Origin of the sequence: Streptosporangium sp. G11, from assembly GCF_051192615.1 — a bacterium.
Taxonomy (GTDB): domain Bacteria; phylum Actinomycetota; class Actinomycetes; order Streptosporangiales; family Streptosporangiaceae; genus Streptosporangium.
On sequence record NZ_JBPJUQ010000013.1, the window covers coordinates 158,386 to 175,496 of the forward strand.

The following is a 17,111-nucleotide window of genomic DNA, read 5'->3' on the forward strand; positions in this document are numbered from 1 at the left end:
GACCTTTCGCGACGCGGGGACACGAGGGGGGTGGGGTCAGGGCCGGGCCAGGGGGCGGCGAGAGCTGGACCACTTCTCGTGGGCGGTCCACAGGCGCAGCCAGAGCATGGCGCGTTCCGCGGGGGTGACGTCGGGCAGGGACAGGCCGAAGACGTCGGCCAGCATCTCGAAGTAGTCGCGTTCGGTCCGCGCGGTCAGGGTGTGCTCGCGGTCGCCGAGACGGGTCAGGACCAGGCCCCGCATGACGTCGACACCGCTCGCGTCGCGCCGCTGGATCGTGGCCACGCGGACGAAGCCCGACTCGGGTGAGGTGGAGAGGAACTCGTGCATCGCGGCGAACTCCGGCATCTCGGCGGGTGCGGCGCGGAAGTCCATGCCGAGGAAGTCGCCGCGCGGGTCGTGGTCGAACCGCCACCCGCCGGGCGCCACCTCGGAGGGACGCAGGCCGTAGGTGAAGGGGCCCTGCCGGTACGTGCCCTCGACGAGCGGGAGCGGTTCGTGGATCGCGTCGCCCAGGCCCTGGTCGACCAGCCACCTTCCCCCGGGATTGCCCGGACCGGGCAGTCCCGAGACCGTGAGCACGAGGTGGCCGCCGTCCACATTCGCCGGGACCCCGGCGTGGCCCTGCACCCCGCCGCGGTGCCGGGTCACCCGGTAGCCGAGCGCCTTCAGCAGCATGGAGAAGGCGCCGTTCAGGTGGTAGCAGTAGCCGCCCCGGCCCCGGATGATCCGCGCCGCCGACTCCACGGGGTCGACGGTCGTCGGGCGGCCCAGCCAGATCTCCATGCACTCGTACGGCACGCGCTCCGCGTGCGCCCGGTGCAGCAGGTGCAGTGACTCCACGCTCGGAGGTCCGTCGACCTTCACGCCGATCCTGCGGAGGTACGCGGTGACATCGATCACCTCGTCACGGTAACGCCGAGGCGGGCACGGATCTAGCCTCTGACATGCGCTTCTTCGGGAACGCGGGAATGGTCGTGAACCTCCGCCGCGCCTCACCCGCGACGTTCGGACGTCGCCTCACCCGTGCCACTCGGACGTCACCCCGTCCGCGATGCCTCGCCGTCACCCCCGTGACGCCCCCGTGACGCCCCATGCCGCGCCCCGGCGGGTGCCGGGGCGCGGCGCGGTTCGGTGGGGTCAGGCGCGGCGCATGGCCCGGGTGCCGACGAGCAGGCCCAGCGTGGCCACGACCACGGCCGCGATCAGGCCGCCGCCGGTGGCCGCCGAGACGATCTCGCCGTTGAACAGGGCGCGCTCGGCCTCCACGACGTACGTCAGCGGGTTGATCCGTGAGAGCGCCCGCAGCCACTCCGGGCCGTCGCTGACGGGCAGCAGCATCCCGGCGAGCAGCATCAGCGGGAAGAGCAGGGTCTGCTGGACCCCCCAGAACATCCACTCGCTGTCCTTGGACGCCAGCGCCAGCGTGTAGGACAGCGCGCCGAGGCCCACGCAGAAGACGGCGAGGATCAGCAGGCCGAGGACGGTTCCCGCGAGGTGCGGGCGGAACCCGAACGGGACGGTGACGGCGATGACGACCACCGTCTGGGCGAGCATCGGCACGATCTCCTTCAGGGCCCGCCCGACGATCAGGGCGGGTCTGCGCAGCGGGGAGACGAGCATCCGCTCGTGCGATCCGGTCTGGATCTCGAACAGCAGGTTCGCCCCGGTGGAGGAGGTGCCGAAGAGGCAGGACATCACCACGATGCCGGGGACGAACCACTGCAGCGCGGATCCGCCCTCCACGGCCGGGAGCAGGGGCGCGAACAGCGCCAGGAAGAACAGCGGCTGCACCATCGTGAAGATCACGGAGAACGGGTTGCGCAGCACGGGGCGCAGCTCGCGGTTGAAGACGGTGACGGTGTCGGTGACCAGGGTGGTGCCGCTCATGCCGTGCTCTTTTCGGGGGTGGTGACGCCGGACTCGGTGGTGGCGGAGGTGGTGGCGGACGTGGCGGGGACCGGTGTCCCGGTGACGTCCTCGCGGAGGCTGCGGCCGGTCAGGTTGAGGAAGACGTCGTCGAGGGTGGGACGCGCGACCTCGACACCGGTCACCTCGATGCCCGCGTCGTCCAGGCCACGCAGCAGCTTCGGCGTGAGCTGGACGCCACCGGCCACCTCGATCACGACCCGTGCGCCGGTCCGCTCGACCCGCGCGCCCGCCACGACGCCCAGCGGCTCGTCGACGGCCCGCCGGGCGTCCCGCTCGCCGCCGAACGTCAGGGTGACGCGGTCGCCCGCGTGGTCGGCCTTGAGCCGCGCCGGGGTGTCGTCGGCGATGATCCGCCCGTGGTCGATCACGATGACCCGCTCGGCCAGTTGGTCGGCCTCGTCGAGGTAGTGGGTGGTCAGGACGATCGTGGTGCCGTGCTCGGCCCGCAGCGCGCGGATGTGCTCCTGCAGGTTGGCCCGGTTCTGCGGGTCGAGGCCGGTGGAGGGCTCGTCCAGGAACAGCAGGTCGGGGGCGTGGATCAGGCCCATCGCGATGTCCAGCCGCCGACGCTGGCCGCCCGACAGCGACGAGACCATCCGGTCGGCGACGCCCTCCAGGTCCAGGGAGGCGATCAGCTCGGCCGCCCGGTCGCGTGACGCGCGGGCGCCGAGCCCGTACGCGCGGCCCTGGCTGATCAGCTCGTCGCGGCCCCGCTGGCTGTGCGCGGCCCCGTTGCCCTGGCCGATGTAGCCGATCCGGCCGCGCACGCCGCGCTGTCCGGTCGTCACGTCGTGTCCGGCGACCTCCGCGCTGCCCGAGGTCGGGGAAAGCAGAGTGGTGAGCATCCGCAGGGTGGTCGACTTGCCTGCCCCGTTGGGACCCAGCAGCGCCACCATCTCGCCGGAGGCGACGTGCAGGTCGAGGCCGCGTACCGCCTCGACCGTCTCTTTCCTGACGGTGAAATGCCTGGTCAGCCCGCTCGTGCGGATCATCGTGCTGTTCATGGGGACCACGCTAAAATTGATTCCGGCCAGTTTCTGACCGGAATCAACGAGAGCCTGGATCCATGGCGAACACGAGTGCGCGGATGCTGCGGTTGCTGTCCCTGTTGCAGACCCACCGATACTGGCCGGGCGGTGAGCTCGCCGAGCGGCTGGACGTGAGCGAGCGGACGCTGCGGCGCGACGTCGACAGGCTGCGCGAGCTGGGTTACCCGGTCGACGCCAACCGGGGCGTCGCGGGCGGCTACCAGCTCCAGACCGGTGCGATCATGCCGCCCCTGCTGCTCGACGACGAGGAGGCGGTGGCCATCGCCGTCGGGCTGCGGACGGCGGCGGGAGGCGCCGTGGCCGGCATCGAGGAGACGTCGGTACGGGCGCTGACCAAGGTGATACAGGTGATGCCGCCCCGGCTGCGGCGACGGGTCGACGCGCTGCGGGCCTACACCGTGCCCGCCGTCATCGGCGGGGGGCCAACGGTCGACTCGCTCGCCCTGACGGCGATCGCCCAGGCGTGCCGGGACGACGAGCGGCTGCGGTTCGAGTACACGGCGCGCGACGGCGACCGGACGACCCGTCTGGTCGAGCCGCACCGGCTGGTGTCCCTGGGACGCCGCTGGTATCTCGTCGCCTGGGACGTCGAGCGCCACGGCTGGCGTACCTTCCGCGTCGACCGGCTGGCCGGCGCGGAGCCGACCGGTGCCCGGTTCCGCCCGCGCGAGCTGCCCGGAGGCGACGCCGGGGCGTTCGTCCGCGACAGCATCACGTCGATGCCGACGCAGTACCGGATCGTGGTGGTCGTACGGGCGGCGGCCGCCGACGTCGAGCGGATCGTGTCACCCCTGGGAGGGGTGGTCGAGACCGTCGACGACCGGTCGTGCCGGTTGCTGATGAACGCCGACGGGATGGAGTGGCCGGTGCTGATCCTCGCCGCGCTGGGTGCCGACTTCGAGGTGGTCCAGCCGGCGGAGTTCCGCGACTACCTGCGCGCGACCGGCGACCGGTTCGCCCGCGCCGGCGAGGTGGCGTCCGATTATCCGGTTGAAGCCGAACCGGACACGCCGGTAGCCTGACCGTCCGATCGAGTGTGAGGAGGTGAGGAGCACATGTTCGCCATCCCTGTCACGCGCTCCCGCCTCGGGCGACAGGCCGCCTGAGACCGGGAAGCGCACCCGCTTTCTGGAGTTTCGCTTGTCCAAGCTGTCTCTGCCCAACCTGTCCATGTCCGACCTGAGGTTCCGTCCGCTCGAAGCAGGCGAGTTCGACCTGTTCCACCGTTACGGCCCGCTCCCCGCCTCCGGCGTCGGTGCCCGCCACCTGCCCTTCGAGGAGCTCGGCTACCGGCCCGAATGGGTCTGGGTCGCGCTGCGCGGCGACGAGGTCGTCGCCAGGGCCGCCTTCTGGGGCCCGCCGGGCTCCGAGCACCCCTTCAGCCTCGACTGGTTCGACCCCGGGGCAGGCCCCGGCCGGATCGAGGTGGGAGCCGCCCTCCTGCGAGCCGCGTACGCGGCCCTGGTCACGCCCGGATACGCCACACCGTCCGGGGTGCGGCCCGACTACCACCTGTTCCTGCCCGCCGACTGGCGAGAGCGTCCCGACGCGTTCGCGGACGCCTCCGACCGGATCGCCGCCGCGGAGAGGGCCGGGCTGCGGCGGTCCGTCGAGCGGCTCAACCTGCGCTGGCTCCCCGAGTACGGCCTGCCGCCCAGGTCGGCCCGGCTCACCTTCGCCCCGGCCGACGACGACGAGGTGGTGGTGAGCCTGCTGGCCCGCGTCACCGAGGGCAGCCTCGACGACTGGGACCGGCGCAACCTCGCGGCGGAGGGCGCGAGGGCGACGGCCGAGAAGACCGTGGCCGAGGTCGCGGACATGCCCGGCGGGCGCCGGCTGTGGCGGCTGGCCCGTGACGCGTCGGGAGAGCTCGTCGGCATCGTGATGGCGACGCGCAACTCCAGGAACGCCACGATCGGCTATCTCGGGGTCGACCCGGCCCACCGGGGCCACGGCTACGCCGACGACCTGGTCGCCGAGGCGCTGCACGTCTTCGCCGCCGAGGGTGAGCCCGAGGTGAAGGACAACACCGACGTGGGCAACGCGCCCATGGCGGCCTCGTTCGCCCGGATCGGCTACCGGATCACCGGCCGCCGCCTGATCCTCGCCTGATTCCGGCTTCTTTCCGGCCCGGGTGGGACCCTCGTACGCGCGAGGGCCCCACCCGGTGGTGGTCAACCGGTCACCGGGTGCGCAGAACCTTCACAATTCACCACAGGTCTTCTGCACGGCTCCGGTCTACGCTGCCGAGCATGGCAACCCCTCAGCAACGACGTGTCCTCGTGGTCGAGGACGACGAGACGATCGCGCGGGCCGTACGTCACAGGCTGGCCGCGGAGGGCTTTGACGTGCAGGTCGTCGGGGACGGGGAGGCGGCACTGGCCGCCTACGCGAGGACGGGACCCGACGTGGTGGTCCTCGACCGGCTGCTGCCCGGCCTCGACGGGCTTGAGGTGTGCCGCCGGATGCAGGCGGCCAGGCCGGTACCGGTGCTCATGCTCACCGCGCTGGGAGAGGAGACCGACCTTCTCGTGGGACTCGGGGTCGGGGCCGACGACTACATGGCCAAGCCGTTCAGCATGCGCGAGCTGGTCGCCCGGGTGCACGCCCTGCTGCGCAGGGTCGAGCGGGCCTCCCAGCTGGCCGTGACCGACACGGTCATCCGCCTCGCCGACGTCGAGATCGACACCGCGGAGCGCCGCGTCTACGTGCGGGGCACCGAGGCCCAGCTGACCAGGACCGAGTTCGACCTGCTCTGCCGCCTCGCCGAGCGTCCCGGCCAGGTCTTCGAGCGGGAGCGGCTGCTGGCCGACATCTGGGGCTTCTCCGAGGCCGCGGCGACCCGCACCGTCGACAGCCACGTGCGGGCCCTACGCCGCAAGCTCGGCCCCGGCGTCGTCCGTACCGTCCATGGTGTCGGCTACGCCCTCGTCAGACCTTGAACGACATGGTCGTACAGCCGGTGAGCACGCGCTCGTGCCCGTCCGCGAACGCGCATTTCGGCGGTGTCGTGGACGCGCGTTCACGCACGTCCGCGAACGCGTATCGCCGGCCTCCGCGCGCCCCCGGAACGGCACTCGCGGCCTGGCGAGAACCGATCGCCCTCCCCGTCACTCAGACACTCATATGTCCTTCCACTCCAACACCGGGATGCGCCGACCATTGAGACCTCTCGACTTCCTGGGCCGGATCAAGATAAAGCTCGGAATGGTGATCCTGCTGGCCGTGGTGGCGGCGTTCGTCGTCAACGAGGTCGGCATCAACGCCGGGTACTCGCGCAACGTGCGCGTCGCGGTGGCCGCGGTGTTCGCGATGATCCTGGTGCAGCTGCTCGCGCGGGGGATGACCAAGCCGCTGCGCGAGATGGCCGCCGCCGCGCAGACCATCGCCAAGGGCCGCTACAGCCTGCGGGTCACCGCGTCCTCCCGTGACGAGGTCGGCGAGCTCGCCCGTGCCTTCAACGCGATGGCCGCCGACCTGGGCGAGGTGGACCGGCAGCGACGGGAACTGGTGGCCAACGTCAGCCACGAGCTCCGTACGCCGATCACCGCGCTCCGGGCGGTGCTGGAGAACGTGGTCGACGGGGTCTCGGACCCCGATCCCGTCACCCTCGGCACCGCGCTCGCCCAGACCGAGCGGCTGGGCCGGCTGGTCGCGCAGTTGCTCGACCTGTCCCGTCTGGAGTCGGGGGCCCGGCTGATCGAGCGTGAGGACGTCGAGCTGCTCCAGCTGTGCGAGCAGGCCCTGCGGGAGGCCGTCCTGGCCAGGGAGGGCGTGGTGGCGCGCTGCGAGGTCCCGGAGGGGCTGAGCCTGCGCGCCGATCCCGACCTGCTCGCGCAGGTCCTCGCCAACCTGCTGGACAACGCGGTGCGGCACAGCCCCGCCGGAGGGCTGGTGGTGCTGACGGCCACGGCCAGGGGAGAGGGCGTCCGGCTGCGGGTGAGCGACCAGGGGCCGGGGATCGCGGCCGAGGACCGGGCGCGGGCGTTCGAGCGCTTCTCGCGCCTGGACGCGGGCCGGGCCGCCGACGACGGCGGCGCGGGGCTGGGCCTGGCCATCACCAAGGAGATCGTCGAACTTCACGGCGGCTCCATCCACGTCGACGACGGTGTCGGCTGCCACGTCGTGGCCGACCTTCCGGAAAGGATCGAGATGAACCCCCCGTCTCTTCCCGCCAAGGGCTCCCTCCCCCCGGAGGTGGACGCCGTCACCTCGGAGAAGGCCCCTCCGGGCGAGGCACCGGCGGTCCCCGCGCCCTCCGAGCCCTCCGTCCCGCCCGCGGCCGGTACGCCGTCAGGACGTCGCGAGGCCGCCGGGGGTTCCATGTCCGGCGAACCGGTGGAGGCCGATCGGGTATCCGGGGCTGACCAGGGGTCCGAAGCCGTCGAACCGATCGAAAAGGGTGAACCCGCGGAAACCGGCCGGGCGCCCGAGGCCCGTGAGGCGGTCGAGGCCGGGCGAACGTCCCGGTCACGAGAGGTCGCGGCGACCGCTTCCGCGTCCGGATCGGTGTCCGCTTTCGCGTCCGGATCGGTGACCGGCCCGGCGTCCGGATCGACGGCCGGCCCGGTGACCGGCCCGGCGACCGGCCCGGTGGCCGGTTCTGTGGCGGGTCCGATGGGCGGCCCGGCGACCGGTTCGGGTTCCGGCGCCGGCGAACCGGCTGGAGCCGTTCAGGCCGCCGACCCCGTTCAGGTGCCCGAACCTCGTGAGACCGGCGCGGCACTCGACGCCTCCGACCCGGTCACGGCCGCGGGCGGATCCGGGCGCGACGTGACGTCCGGGCCGGTGCCCGCCTCTCCTGATCCCGGAGCCGCCGTCCCCGACGTCGCCGCCACACCCCCTCCTCCCGTACGGCCCTCCCCCCAGCCGTACCCCCCGCAGCCCGTTCTCGTCCGGGACGGGAGCGCGAGTCGGAAGCCGGTCGTGACGCGGAACTGGCCGGGAGCGTTCATCGGGGTCTTCCTCGGCGGCGTCGCGGGGCTGGTCTGCGCCGTGCTCGTGGGCATCGGCCTCGCGAACATCGACCCCCTGCTGGCCGCGTTCGCCGGAGCCGTCATCTTCACCATCGGCGCGTTCGTCGGCACGGTCATCGGTGCCACCACGCCCACCGGCGACTTCCTGGCCTCCGTCGAACCGCTCCCGCACCGGCCCCCGGCGCGGGGACCCGCCGCGCAGCGCGTCACCGTACCGGGTCCGGGAGCTCCGCAGCGGGAAGGCGAGGCACGGCCGGCAGGTGTCAGGGAAGGGGCGACGGGCTCGTCGGCGGTCTCGGGGCCGGGCGGCGGGGGGAGAGGTCCCGGGGCTCCCGGCGGGTACGAGGCGCCGCCGATCTTCCCCCGGCCCGAGCTGCCGGACACGCCCCGGTGGGTGCTGCCGGCGTCGGCCCTCGTCGGGCTGCTCGCGGCGGTCGCGGTGCCGTACAGCAGGGCGGGGCTGGGACTCGTGCTGGTGTCCGCGGCGATGGGGGTGGCGGCGATCCCCGCGGCGCGCAGGAGGATCAACCCGTGGTCGGCCGGGATGGGGGCGATCGCCTACGGGCTGGTCGCGACGGTGATGTTCAGGGACGCGGACTGGCTGGTCGCGACACTTCTGCTGGCCGGGTTCCTGACGGCCGCGCTCGCCCTGTCGGGGGCCGGGCGCGGCTGGCTCGGAGTGATCAGGGGCGGCGCGTCGGTGATCCTGGGCCTGCTGCCGGTGCCGTGGTTCCTCGGCGCGAGGCTGAAGGGCCTCGCGTCCCGCCGCCGCGTGATGCCCCTGCTGCTGGGGGGCGGGCTGACCGTCGTGCTGCTCGCCGTGTTCGGGGCGCTGTTCGCCTCGGCGGACGCGGTCTTCGCCGAGGCCGTCGAGCGGGTGTTCAGCGCGCAGGAGTGGGCGGAGTCGATGCCGCTGCGGATCCTCCTCTTCGTCGTCTTCGCGGTCGTGGTCGCCTCCTCGGTACTGGTCGGGCTGCGACCGGTGGCCGAGCCGAAGGCCCCCGACCTGAAGGTCACGGTCGGCCGGGGTATCTGGGTGACCCCGCTGACGGCGCTCAACCTGCTGTTCGCCACGTTCGTGGGAATGCAGCTGACCGTGCTGTTCGGCGGTACCCGGTGGGTACTGTCCGCCACCGGGCTGACCTACGCCGAGTACGCGCGCTCCGGCTTCTTCCAGCTCGTCGTCGTCAGCGTGTTCGTGCTGGCCATCGTGGCGGTCGCCTCGGGAACGCTGGAGCTCAAGGGAGCCGACCGCTGGCTGATGGCCGGGCTGCTCGGCCTGCTCTGCGTGCTGACCCTGGTGATCCTGTTCTCCGCGCTGCACCGTCTGGACCTGTACGCCGACGCCTACGGGCTCTCCCGGCTGCGGGCCTCGGTCTCGGCGACGGTGCTGTGGCTGGGCGGGATCTTCGCGCTGGTCCTCGCCGCGGGCGCGGCCAGGCTCACCGGACGCGGGCACGCGCGCTGGCTGCCCAGGACCGTCGTCATCATGACGAGCGCCTCCCTGCTGGCGTTCGCGGTCTGGAATCCCGACCTGCGGGTCGCGGAGACCCAGATCGCCGTACGGGGCGTGGAGCGGGTCGACCTCGAATACCTGGGCGACCTCGGCGCGGAGGCCGTGCCCGCCCTGGACAGGCTGCCGGAACCGGCTCGCAGCTGCGTCCTGCGGGACGTGGTCGCGGCCAACGAGCTCGCCGGGCCCGACCCGTGGAACGGCTGGAATCTGGCCCGTCGCGAGGCGAGGGAACTCCTGGAACGGCGTCCTGTCAACAGGGGCGTCTCATGCCCGCAGACGCCCTCCCGGCTGGAGATTCCGTACCAGGACTGATCCGAACCTCCCGGCGGGCAGAGCGGGAAGGCGGCCCCCGCCCGGGGGCGGGGGCCGCGTCGGGTCATCCGAGGGTCAGGGGACCCAGTGGTTGCCGGTCACGGTGATCATGACCTGGAGCTGGATGCTGGTCGAGTAGTAGTCGCTCGCGGTGAACGGGGTGTTGAGCATCTTGTTCCACAGGGCGTCCAGCCAGGCCTGGCTGCCGGAGTCGGTCATCGCCGCCACCGCGAACGGGGCGAAGTAGGCCGGTTCGCTGCCGCTGGAGATCTGGGTGCCGTTGAGGGAGTAGCCGACCGCGATGTTGTTCGGGTTGCCGCCGGTCTTGCCCTTGATCCAGGTGTTGAGCTTGCGCGCGGCGGCGAGTGACTTGGCGTCGCCGCTGGTCACCGCGTCGTTGCCGATCCGCCACGGGTCGCGGCAGGCGTTCCACCAGAACTTGCCGTCGTTGGCGTCCTCCAGGACCTGGCCCGGCGCGGGCTTCGGGGTGGTGTTGGTGTCGACCACGAAGTCGGCCAGCAGGCCCGTGCTCGGGGCGTAGGCCGACTGCTGGGAGGCGATCAGGTTCTGGTGGTTGGTGCGGACGGTGTCCCAGGTCGTGTCGCCGGTGGCCTTACGGAACGCCCTGAAGTGGTCGATCATCCAGTCCGAGGAGCGGCTGATCCAGTAGTACTGGTCGCCCGAGCTGCTCCAGTCGCCGAGCTTCATGAGCTTGGTGGTCGCGTTGACCTCGCCGGACTTGATGGCGTTGATGTGGTTGATCGCGAGCTGCCGGTAGTTGTAGGTGCCGGAGCTGCCCCACTGCCGGTCGGCCAGCAGCAGGCCGTAGGCCACGTCCAGGTCGCCGTCGGTGGCCGAGTCGCCGCCGTTGACGCTCTGGCAGGCGGTGTTCTGCTCGGCGGCGAGCAGGCCGGGGGTGATCGACGACGGGTGGGCCAGGACGTACTTCACCAGGCCGTCGAAGATCTTCTTGGCGTCGGGGTCGGCCCCGGCCATCGTGGCGGTGATGACCATGCCGTAGCCCTGCGCCTCGGCCACGTACGGGTGGTCGGCGTCGGGGGAGATGATCTGGTACCAGCCGTTGCCGCAGTTCTGCTTGACGAAGGCGGCCTTCCACGCCTTGTAGTAGTCGACCACCTTCTGGTCGAGCGTCGCCTGGGCGCCGGTCGGGCGCAGTATCCCGCTCGCGTAGGGGATCTTGTGGGAGCCGAACGGCACGCCGGGGCCGCCGGGGGTCGGGGTGATCGTCGGAGTGGGAGTCGGGGTCGTGCCGCCCGTGCTGCCGTAGACCTCCATCTCGTACAGCGAGTAGCCGTAGACGGTGCCCCGCGCGGTCCCGTACATCCGCACGTAGCGGCCGGTGCCGGACAGGGTCAGGTCGTCGGTGCCGCCGTCGCCGGTGGTGGTCGAGTAGGCGGGGGTCCAAGTGGAGCCGTCGGGCGAGACCTCGATGCGGTAAGACTTCCCGTAGGCGGCCTCCCAGGTCAGCTTGACCCGGGAGATCGTGGCGGAGGCGCCGAGGTCGACGCGGATCCACTCGGGGTCGTGGCCCTCGACGGAGGCCCAGCGGGTGGCGGTGTTGCCGTCGAAGGCGGCGGCGGGGAGCAGCGTGGAGTCCTCGTTGGAGGACGAGGTGGCCGGACGGCCCTGGGAGAGCAGGGAGTCGGCGGCGAAGCCGGGTGGGGCCACCAGCACGAACACCGATGCGATCAGTGCCGACGCCAGTGCCAGGACGAAAACGGTCGAGGGGCGTTGGAGACGCGGTCTCGCATGCACAGGGGGTGCCCTCTCTGCGATCATCTAGTTAGGAAAGGTTCCTAACTAGTGAAAGATGGCACCATTCCTGACACGTCACGGTCAAGGGGATGGGGGGCCCAAATTCCCCCACTCCGTGATCGAGGGGAAATCCAGGACGTGGGCAGGGAGAACGGAGGCGAGCGCTGGATGCGGCGAAAACCTTCCGAGTGATTGAATCCCGGCATGTCATTCGATGTGTTGATCAGGGATGGCTGGGTGCTGGACGGCACCGGAGCCCCGGCCTGCCGTGCGGACGTCGGCGTCAACGGAGACCGGATCACCGCCGTGGGCCGCCTTGAGGGCGCGGACGCCACGACCGTCGTCGAGGCCGCCGGACGTCACGTGATGCCCGGCCTCGTCGACTGCCACGTCCACGGCGACGCCCTCGTCTTCGACAAGGATGTGCAGCTCGCCGCGCTCCGGCAGGGCGTGACCACGTTCGTCCTCGGCCAGGACGGGCTCTCCTACGCCCCGTCCACCACCCCGGAGACCTTCGCCTACGCCACCCGCTACTTCGCGGCCGTCAACGGCGTCCACCCCTCGGCCGACGGGCCGATCGGCGTCGGGGAGCTGCTCGCGGGCTACGACCGGACGACCGCCCTGAACACCGCGTACCTGCTGCCGCACGGCACGATCCGCCACGACGTGATGGGCGCCGCCGAGCGGGCCGCCACCGCCGACGAGCTGGCCGCGATGCTGGCCCGCGTCGAGCGCGGCCTGGCGGAGGGCGCCTCCGGCCTCTCCACCGGCCTGGAGTACGCCCCGGGCCGCTACGCCGACGCCGCCGAGATCGCCGCGCTCTGCGCGCCGCTGGACCACCTGCCGTACGTGACGCACATGCGCGGGTACGGGGCGGCGGCCCCCGCGGGGATGGCCGAGGTGACGGACATCGCCCGGCGCTCGGGCGTCGCCGTGCACGTCTCGCACTACCACGGCCCGGCCTCCACGCTCCTGCCGCTGGTCGACGAGGCCCGGCTCCGGGGACTGGACGTCACCTTCGACACCTACCCCTACCTGCGGGGCAGCACGATCCTGGCGATGGTCGCGCTGCCCGGGTGGGTCCCGGCCGCCGACACCGACCGCGCGCTGGAGCTGCTGGAGTCCGAGCCGATCGAGTGGGACGAGACGCTCTGGCCGAGGATCACCTTCTCCCACGTGCCCGGGGCCGAGTGGGCCGAGGGGATGACGCTGCCCGAGGCCGCCACGGAGGCCGGGCTGGAGCCGGGGGAGTTCTGCCGCAGGATCCTGATCGAGACCCGGCTGGAGGCCGGGTGCGTGTCGGCCCGCCCCGACGAGGGCCCCGAGGGCGAGGCGTCGGTCCGTGCGGTCCTGCGCCACCCGGCCCACACCGGCGGCTCCGACGGCATCTACGTGGGCGGTCACCCCCATCCCCGGGGCTACGGGGCGTTCGCCCGGATGCTCGGCCACCACGTCCGCGAGACCGGCGACTGGACCCTGGAGCAGGCCGTCGTCCACCTCTCCTCGCACCCGGCCCGCCGCTTCGGTCTCGTGGGGCGGGGCCTCGTCCGCCCCGGGCAGGTCGCCGACCTGGTCGTCCTCGACGCCACCGCGGTCGCCGACCTGGCCACGTACGCCGTCCCGCGCACCCCGGCAACCGGGATCGGCGACGTCCTCGTCTCCGGGGTCCCGGTCCTCGCCGGAGGGGGGCTCACCGGGGCCACCCCCGGCAGAGCGCTGCGCCCCTGAGGCCGCGGCCCTGGAGAGGCCGCCGTGAGGATAGGGTCCTCAGGGCGGCCAAGGGGGACGCGATCTCCCGCGCCCGGATTCGGCGGCCGATGAGCCGATAGATCCGCCGAGGCGACCAGAGGGGGCGGGACGTGAAGGGGATCGTGGATCCCGAGGCGGCGCTGGGGGCCTCACTGTTCGGCGGGGCGTTCACCTTCCCGGTGATGGTGGCCCACCGGAGCGCGCTGGAGCACAACATCGCGACCCTCGCGGCCTTCACCCGGGAGTACGGGCTGACCTTCGCCCCGCACGCCAAGACCACCATGTCGCCCGAGCTGGTCGGGGCGCAGCTCGACGCGGGCGCGTGGGGGCTGACGGTCGCCACCCCCAGCCAGGCGCTCACCCTGCGCGAGTTCGGAGTCTCCCGGATCGTCCTCGCCAACCAGGTCTTCGACCCGGCCGGGCTGACCGCCCTCGCCGCCCAGCTGGCCGAGGACCCCGCGTTCGAGTTCCTCTGCTTCGTCGACTCGGTGGCCGGGGTCGAGGCGCTCTCCCGGCACGCCGGAGCCAGGCCGTTCCGCGTGCTGGCCGAACTCGGCCACGAGGGCGGGCGGGGCGGCAGCCGCACGCTCTCCCAGCTGCTGGAGGTCGCCTCGGCGGCGCAGGCGGCCGAGGGGGTGGAGCTGGCGGGCGTCGCCGGGTACGAGGGGTCGCTGGGCTCCGCGCAGGAGGTGCGGGCCTACCTGCACCGGCTGCTGGAGGCGCTGGAACACCTGCGGGTGCGCGGCCCGATCCTGTCGGTGGGCGGCAGCCAGTGGTTCGACGTGATCGGCCGCGAGCTCGCCACCTGCCAGGCCACGGTCATGCTGCGCAGCGGCGCCTACGTCTCCCACGACGACGGCTACTACCGCGAGCGCACCCCGTACACCCGGATGGAGGGGGAGCTGCGCGCGGCGCTGGAGATCTGGGCGCACGTGCTGAGCGTTCCCGAGCCCGGCCTGGCCGTGGTCGGGTTCGGCAAGCGCGACGCCCCCTTCGACGAGGGGCTGCCGATCCCGCGCGGAGCCGTCGCGGACGCGACGGTGCTCAAGGTCCAGGACCAGCACGCGGTGCTGAGACTGGCGCCGGGCTCGCCGGTGAAGCCCGGGGACCTGGTGTCGTTCGGCATCTCCCACCCGTGCACCGCCTTCGACAAGTGGCGGGCCATCCCGGTGGTCGACGAGGAGTATGTCGTCGTCGATCTGATAAACACCTTTTTCTAATGTTGTGTTTTCCCCGTTGTGAGGATTGGTGAGATGAGCGGCAAGCAGGAGCTGAGGACCGACGAGGGCGCGGCGCCCGTCGGGGCGTACTCGCAGGGCCTCGTGGTCGGCGACTTCGTCTACACCTCGGGCATGGGGCCGCTGAGCCCCGAGACCGGCGAGGTCGTCGGGACCGACGTGGCCGAGCAGACCCACCAGGTGATGCGCAACCTCGGCGCGGTCCTCGCGGCGCACGGGCTCGGCTTCGACGACGTGGTGAAGTCGACCGTGCACCTGGAGCACCTCAAGCGTGACTTCGCCGCCTACAACGAGGTGTACAAGTCATATTTCACCCGCCCGTACCCGGTCCGCACGACCGTCGGCTCGGACCTGATGGACATCCTCGTCGAGATCGACTTCGTGGCCTACAAGCCGCGTTAGAGTCTGACCGACTTCGTGGGAGGGCGGCGGCTTGGACAGCTCGCTATACGTCTATGTCGAGGACGTACGCGGGGAGGGCCTTGAGGCGGTCCTCGACCGGATCACCGGATACGGCGTGACGGGCGTGACCGTGGCCGCGGCCTACCACCGTGCCCGCGACGTCACCCCGCACGGCCGCTCCCGGGTGACGCTCCGCAGCGACGGCGCGCACTTCACGCCGCCCGCCGACCTGTTCGGCGGGCTGCGGCTGGTCCCGCCCGTCCAGGACGGTGCCGAGGACGAGCCGCTGGCCGCCCTCCGCCTGGCCACCACCGAGCGCGGGCTCGCGCTGCACGGCTGGACCGTCTTCCTGCAGAACACCACGCTCGGCCTGGCCAACCCGGACGTGACCGTACGAAACTGCTTCGGCGACCGCGGCTCACCCGCAGACCTGTGCCCCTCCCACCCCGACGTGCGCCTGTACGCGGTCGCGCTGGGCCGGGCGGTGGCCAGGCAGGGCGTCGACAGCGTGGTGGCCGAGGCGCTGCACTTCGGCACCTTCGGCCACGGCTACCACCACGAGCGCAGCTTCGTCCCGCTCGGGCCGATGGACGCCTTCCTGCTCGGCCTGTGCTTCTGCGGCTTCTGCATGCGCCGCGCCGCCGACCTGGGCGTCAACGCCGAGGTGGCCCGCGAGGAGTGCTCCAGGGTCGTGGGCGCCGTGCTCGACGGCGATCCCCCCGCCCAGGGCGAGGTGACCCGCGCCGCCCTGACCGCGTACGCGGGGCCCGAGGTGGTCGCCTACGCGCGGGCCCGCTCCGAGGTGGTGACCTCGCTGGTCTCCGACGTCTCCACCGCCGTCGCCGCCGAGGGCTCGCGTCTTGTCTTCCTCGACGCCACCGGCGCCGTCAAGGGCTACACCGACGGCCTGCCCTCACCGGGGCTCGCCGCGCACGACTCCTGGCAGCTCGGCGTCGACCTGGTCGCCCTCGGCGACCTGGTGCCCTCGCTCGGCGTGCTCGCCTACGCCCGCGACGCGGCCAGGGTGGCCGACGACGTGGTCGCCTACCGCCGCTCGACGGGCAAGGACAAGGAACTGCGGGTCGTCCTGCGGCCCGGCCTCCCCGACACCGACTCGGCCGACCGTCTCGCCGCCAAGGTCCGCGCCGTGCGGGCCTCGGGCGCCGACGCGGTCGACTTCTACGCGTACGGGCTCATGCCCTACCCGATCCTGGACCGCATCCCGGGCGCCCTCTCCGCTTGACGACTGACGCCTGACGCCGGCCCCGGGGCCGCCGGCCAGGTCGGCGGGCGACCTGTGCGACCAGGCGGACCGCCGCCCGTACGCCCGGGCGGTGGTCCACGTGTCCGGACGGCCCCGCTCTGGACGGCCCCGCTCTGGACGGTCTCGCTCTGGACGGTCTCGTTTCAGATGGCCTCGTTTAGATGGCCTCGCTTTAGACGGTCCCGCGCGTTCAGGTGGCCCTGTGCGCTCAGATGGCCTCGTACGTTCGTGATGGTCCTGTGCGTTCAGACCGAGCGGCCGGAGAGCGCGGTCGCGACGCCGAGGCCCAGGTAGACGACCCCGCTGAAGTAGCCGAGCAGGGGTGTCCTGGCCCTCAGCCGCCCGCCGACGGCGCCCGCCGCCATGGCGTAGATCAGGTCGGAGAGCAGGCCCAGGAGCAGCAGGGTTCCGCCCAGGACGGCGATCTGCAGCGGTACCGCGCCCGCCTCGGGCTCCACGAACTGGGGCAGGAACGCCAGGAAGAAGAGGATCACCTTGGGGTTGAGCACGTTGACGACGACGCCCTCAAGGAAGATCGCCCGAAGCGGCTGCGGCGCGGCCTCCCGGCTCGCGAACTCCTGCCTGCTCGTCAGCGCCCGGATGCCCAGATAGACCAGGTAGGCCACACCGGCCCACTTGATCACGTTGAACAGGGTCGCCGACCGCGCGATCACGTACGAGAGACCGGCCGCCGCGGCGGCGATGTGCACCAGCGTCCCCACCTCGACGCCGAGCGCGCTCGCCACACCGGCGGCGCGGCCCTGCGAGACGGCGCGGGTGATGATGTAGATGTGGTTCGGGCCCGGTACCAGGACCAGTGCCAGCGACGCGACCGAGAAGATCAGCAATGTGGACGGCGAGATCATGCCCCGACCCTAGAGGCGCCCCGGTCCCCGC

At 72.3% G+C, this 17,111-nt stretch carries 13 protein-coding genes; 8 read left to right on the forward strand and 5 right to left on the reverse strand.

What is annotated here, in order from left to right; genetic code table 11:
- Nucleotides 1-36 precede the first annotated feature (36 nt).
- The 3 genes from ACSDR0_RS15955 to ACSDR0_RS15965 form a co-directional block, all read right to left on the reverse strand.
- The gene (locus ACSDR0_RS15955) at nucleotides 37-903 is read right to left on the reverse strand and encodes an arylamine N-acetyltransferase family protein (protein ID WP_435289577.1); all 867 of its coding nucleotides are present in this window, start codon (nucleotides 901-903) and stop codon (nucleotides 37-39) included.
- Between the two features lie 237 nt (nucleotides 904-1,140).
- Entirely contained in the window at nucleotides 1,141-1,890 is a 750-nt protein-coding gene (locus tag ACSDR0_RS15960) for an ABC transporter permease (RefSeq protein ID WP_435289578.1), read from the reverse strand.
- On the reverse strand, nucleotides 1,887-2,924 hold the full coding sequence (locus tag ACSDR0_RS15965; protein ID WP_435289603.1) for an ATP-binding cassette domain-containing protein: 1,038 nt from the start codon (nucleotides 2,922-2,924) through the stop codon (nucleotides 1,887-1,889). The genes ACSDR0_RS15960 and ACSDR0_RS15965 overlap by 4 nt, the downstream gene beginning before the upstream one ends.
- Before the next feature lie 74 nt (nucleotides 2,925-2,998).
- On the opposite strand from ACSDR0_RS15965, the gene ACSDR0_RS15970 reads away from it, so the two are divergent.
- The 4 genes from ACSDR0_RS15970 to ACSDR0_RS15985 all read left to right on the forward strand — a co-directional run bounded on the left by ACSDR0_RS15970 (nucleotide 2,999) and on the right by ACSDR0_RS15985 (nucleotide 9,785).
- Nucleotides 2,999-4,003 (forward strand): helix-turn-helix transcriptional regulator, encoded by a 1,005-nt coding sequence (locus ACSDR0_RS15970; RefSeq protein ID WP_435289579.1) that lies wholly within the window; start codon nucleotides 2,999-3,001, stop codon nucleotides 4,001-4,003.
- A 118-nt stretch (nucleotides 4,004-4,121) separates the two neighbouring features.
- Nucleotides 4,122-5,093 carry a GNAT family N-acetyltransferase gene (locus tag ACSDR0_RS15975; protein ID WP_435289580.1) on the forward strand — a complete coding sequence of 324 codons (972 nt, stop codon included), beginning with the start codon at nucleotides 4,122-4,124 and terminating at the stop codon, nucleotides 5,091-5,093.
- Between the two features lie 140 nt (nucleotides 5,094-5,233).
- Entirely contained in the window at nucleotides 5,234-5,923 is a 690-nt protein-coding gene (locus ACSDR0_RS15980; RefSeq protein ID WP_435289581.1) for a response regulator transcription factor, read from the forward strand.
- Nucleotides 5,924-6,131: 208 nt separating this feature from the next.
- Nucleotides 6,132-9,785, forward strand: a complete 3,654-nt coding sequence (locus tag ACSDR0_RS15985) for a DUF4153 domain-containing protein (RefSeq protein ID WP_435289582.1) — start codon at nucleotides 6,132-6,134, stop codon at nucleotides 9,783-9,785.
- Between the two features lie 75 nt (nucleotides 9,786-9,860).
- Here the strand turns inward: ACSDR0_RS15985 and ACSDR0_RS15990 are convergent, their stop codons facing one another.
- Nucleotides 9,861-11,561 carry a glycosyl hydrolase family 8 gene (locus ACSDR0_RS15990; RefSeq protein ID WP_435289583.1) on the reverse strand — a complete coding sequence of 567 codons (1,701 nt, stop codon included), beginning with the start codon at nucleotides 11,559-11,561 and terminating at the stop codon, nucleotides 9,861-9,863.
- 204 nt (nucleotides 11,562-11,765) lie between these two features.
- Between ACSDR0_RS15990 and ACSDR0_RS15995 the strand changes: the two genes are divergently transcribed.
- The 4 genes from ACSDR0_RS15995 to ACSDR0_RS16010 all read left to right on the forward strand — a co-directional run bounded on the left by ACSDR0_RS15995 (nucleotide 11,766) and on the right by ACSDR0_RS16010 (nucleotide 16,193).
- On the forward strand, nucleotides 11,766-13,289 hold the full coding sequence (locus ACSDR0_RS15995; protein ID WP_435289584.1) for an N-acyl-D-amino-acid deacylase family protein: 1,524 nt from the start codon (nucleotides 11,766-11,768) through the stop codon (nucleotides 13,287-13,289).
- Nucleotides 13,290-13,420: 131 nt separating this feature from the next.
- The gene (locus tag ACSDR0_RS16000) at nucleotides 13,421-14,530 is read left to right on the forward strand and encodes an alanine racemase (RefSeq protein WP_435289585.1); all 1,110 of its coding nucleotides are present in this window, start codon (nucleotides 13,421-13,423) and stop codon (nucleotides 14,528-14,530) included.
- A 33-nt stretch (nucleotides 14,531-14,563) separates the two neighbouring features.
- The gene (locus tag ACSDR0_RS16005) at nucleotides 14,564-14,950 is read left to right on the forward strand and encodes a Rid family detoxifying hydrolase (RefSeq protein ID WP_435289586.1); all 387 of its coding nucleotides are present in this window, start codon (nucleotides 14,564-14,566) and stop codon (nucleotides 14,948-14,950) included.
- 31 nt (nucleotides 14,951-14,981) lie between these two features.
- On the forward strand, nucleotides 14,982-16,193 hold the full coding sequence (locus ACSDR0_RS16010; protein ID WP_435289587.1) for a hypothetical protein: 1,212 nt from the start codon (nucleotides 14,982-14,984) through the stop codon (nucleotides 16,191-16,193).
- A 266-nt stretch (nucleotides 16,194-16,459) separates the two neighbouring features.
- Here ACSDR0_RS16010 and ACSDR0_RS16015 read toward each other — a convergent pair whose 3' ends face one another.
- Nucleotides 16,460-17,080: a LysE family translocator gene (locus tag ACSDR0_RS16015; RefSeq protein WP_435289588.1), complete on the reverse strand. Its 621-nt coding sequence runs from the start codon at nucleotides 17,078-17,080 to the stop codon at nucleotides 16,460-16,462.
- Nucleotides 17,081-17,111: the final 31 nt, after the last annotated feature.

Excerpts from the sequence above, each read along its gene's own strand:
- ACSDR0_RS15960 (WP_435289578.1), bottom strand. The coding sequence starts at position 1,890 with ATGAGCGGCACCACCCTGGTCACCGACACCGTCACCGTCTTCAACCGC.
- ACSDR0_RS15965 (WP_435289603.1), bottom strand. The coding sequence starts at position 2,924 with ATGATCCGCACGAGCGGGCTGACCAGGCATTTCACCGTCAGGAAAGAG.
- ACSDR0_RS15970 (WP_435289579.1), top strand. The coding sequence starts at position 2,999 with ATGGCGAACACGAGTGCGCGGATGCTGCGGTTGCTGTCCCTGTTGCAG.
- ACSDR0_RS15980 (WP_435289581.1), top strand. The coding sequence starts at position 5,234 with ATGGCAACCCCTCAGCAACGACGTGTCCTCGTGGTCGAGGACGACGAG.
- ACSDR0_RS15985 (WP_435289582.1), top strand. The coding sequence starts at position 6,132 with ATGCGCCGACCATTGAGACCTCTCGACTTCCTGGGCCGGATCAAGATA.
- ACSDR0_RS15995 (WP_435289584.1), top strand. The coding sequence starts at position 11,766 with ATGTCATTCGATGTGTTGATCAGGGATGGCTGGGTGCTGGACGGCACC.
- ACSDR0_RS16005 (WP_435289586.1), top strand. The coding sequence starts at position 14,564 with ATGAGCGGCAAGCAGGAGCTGAGGACCGACGAGGGCGCGGCGCCCGTC.
- ACSDR0_RS16015 (WP_435289588.1), bottom strand. The coding sequence starts at position 17,080 with ATGATCTCGCCGTCCACATTGCTGATCTTCTCGGTCGCGTCGCTGGCA.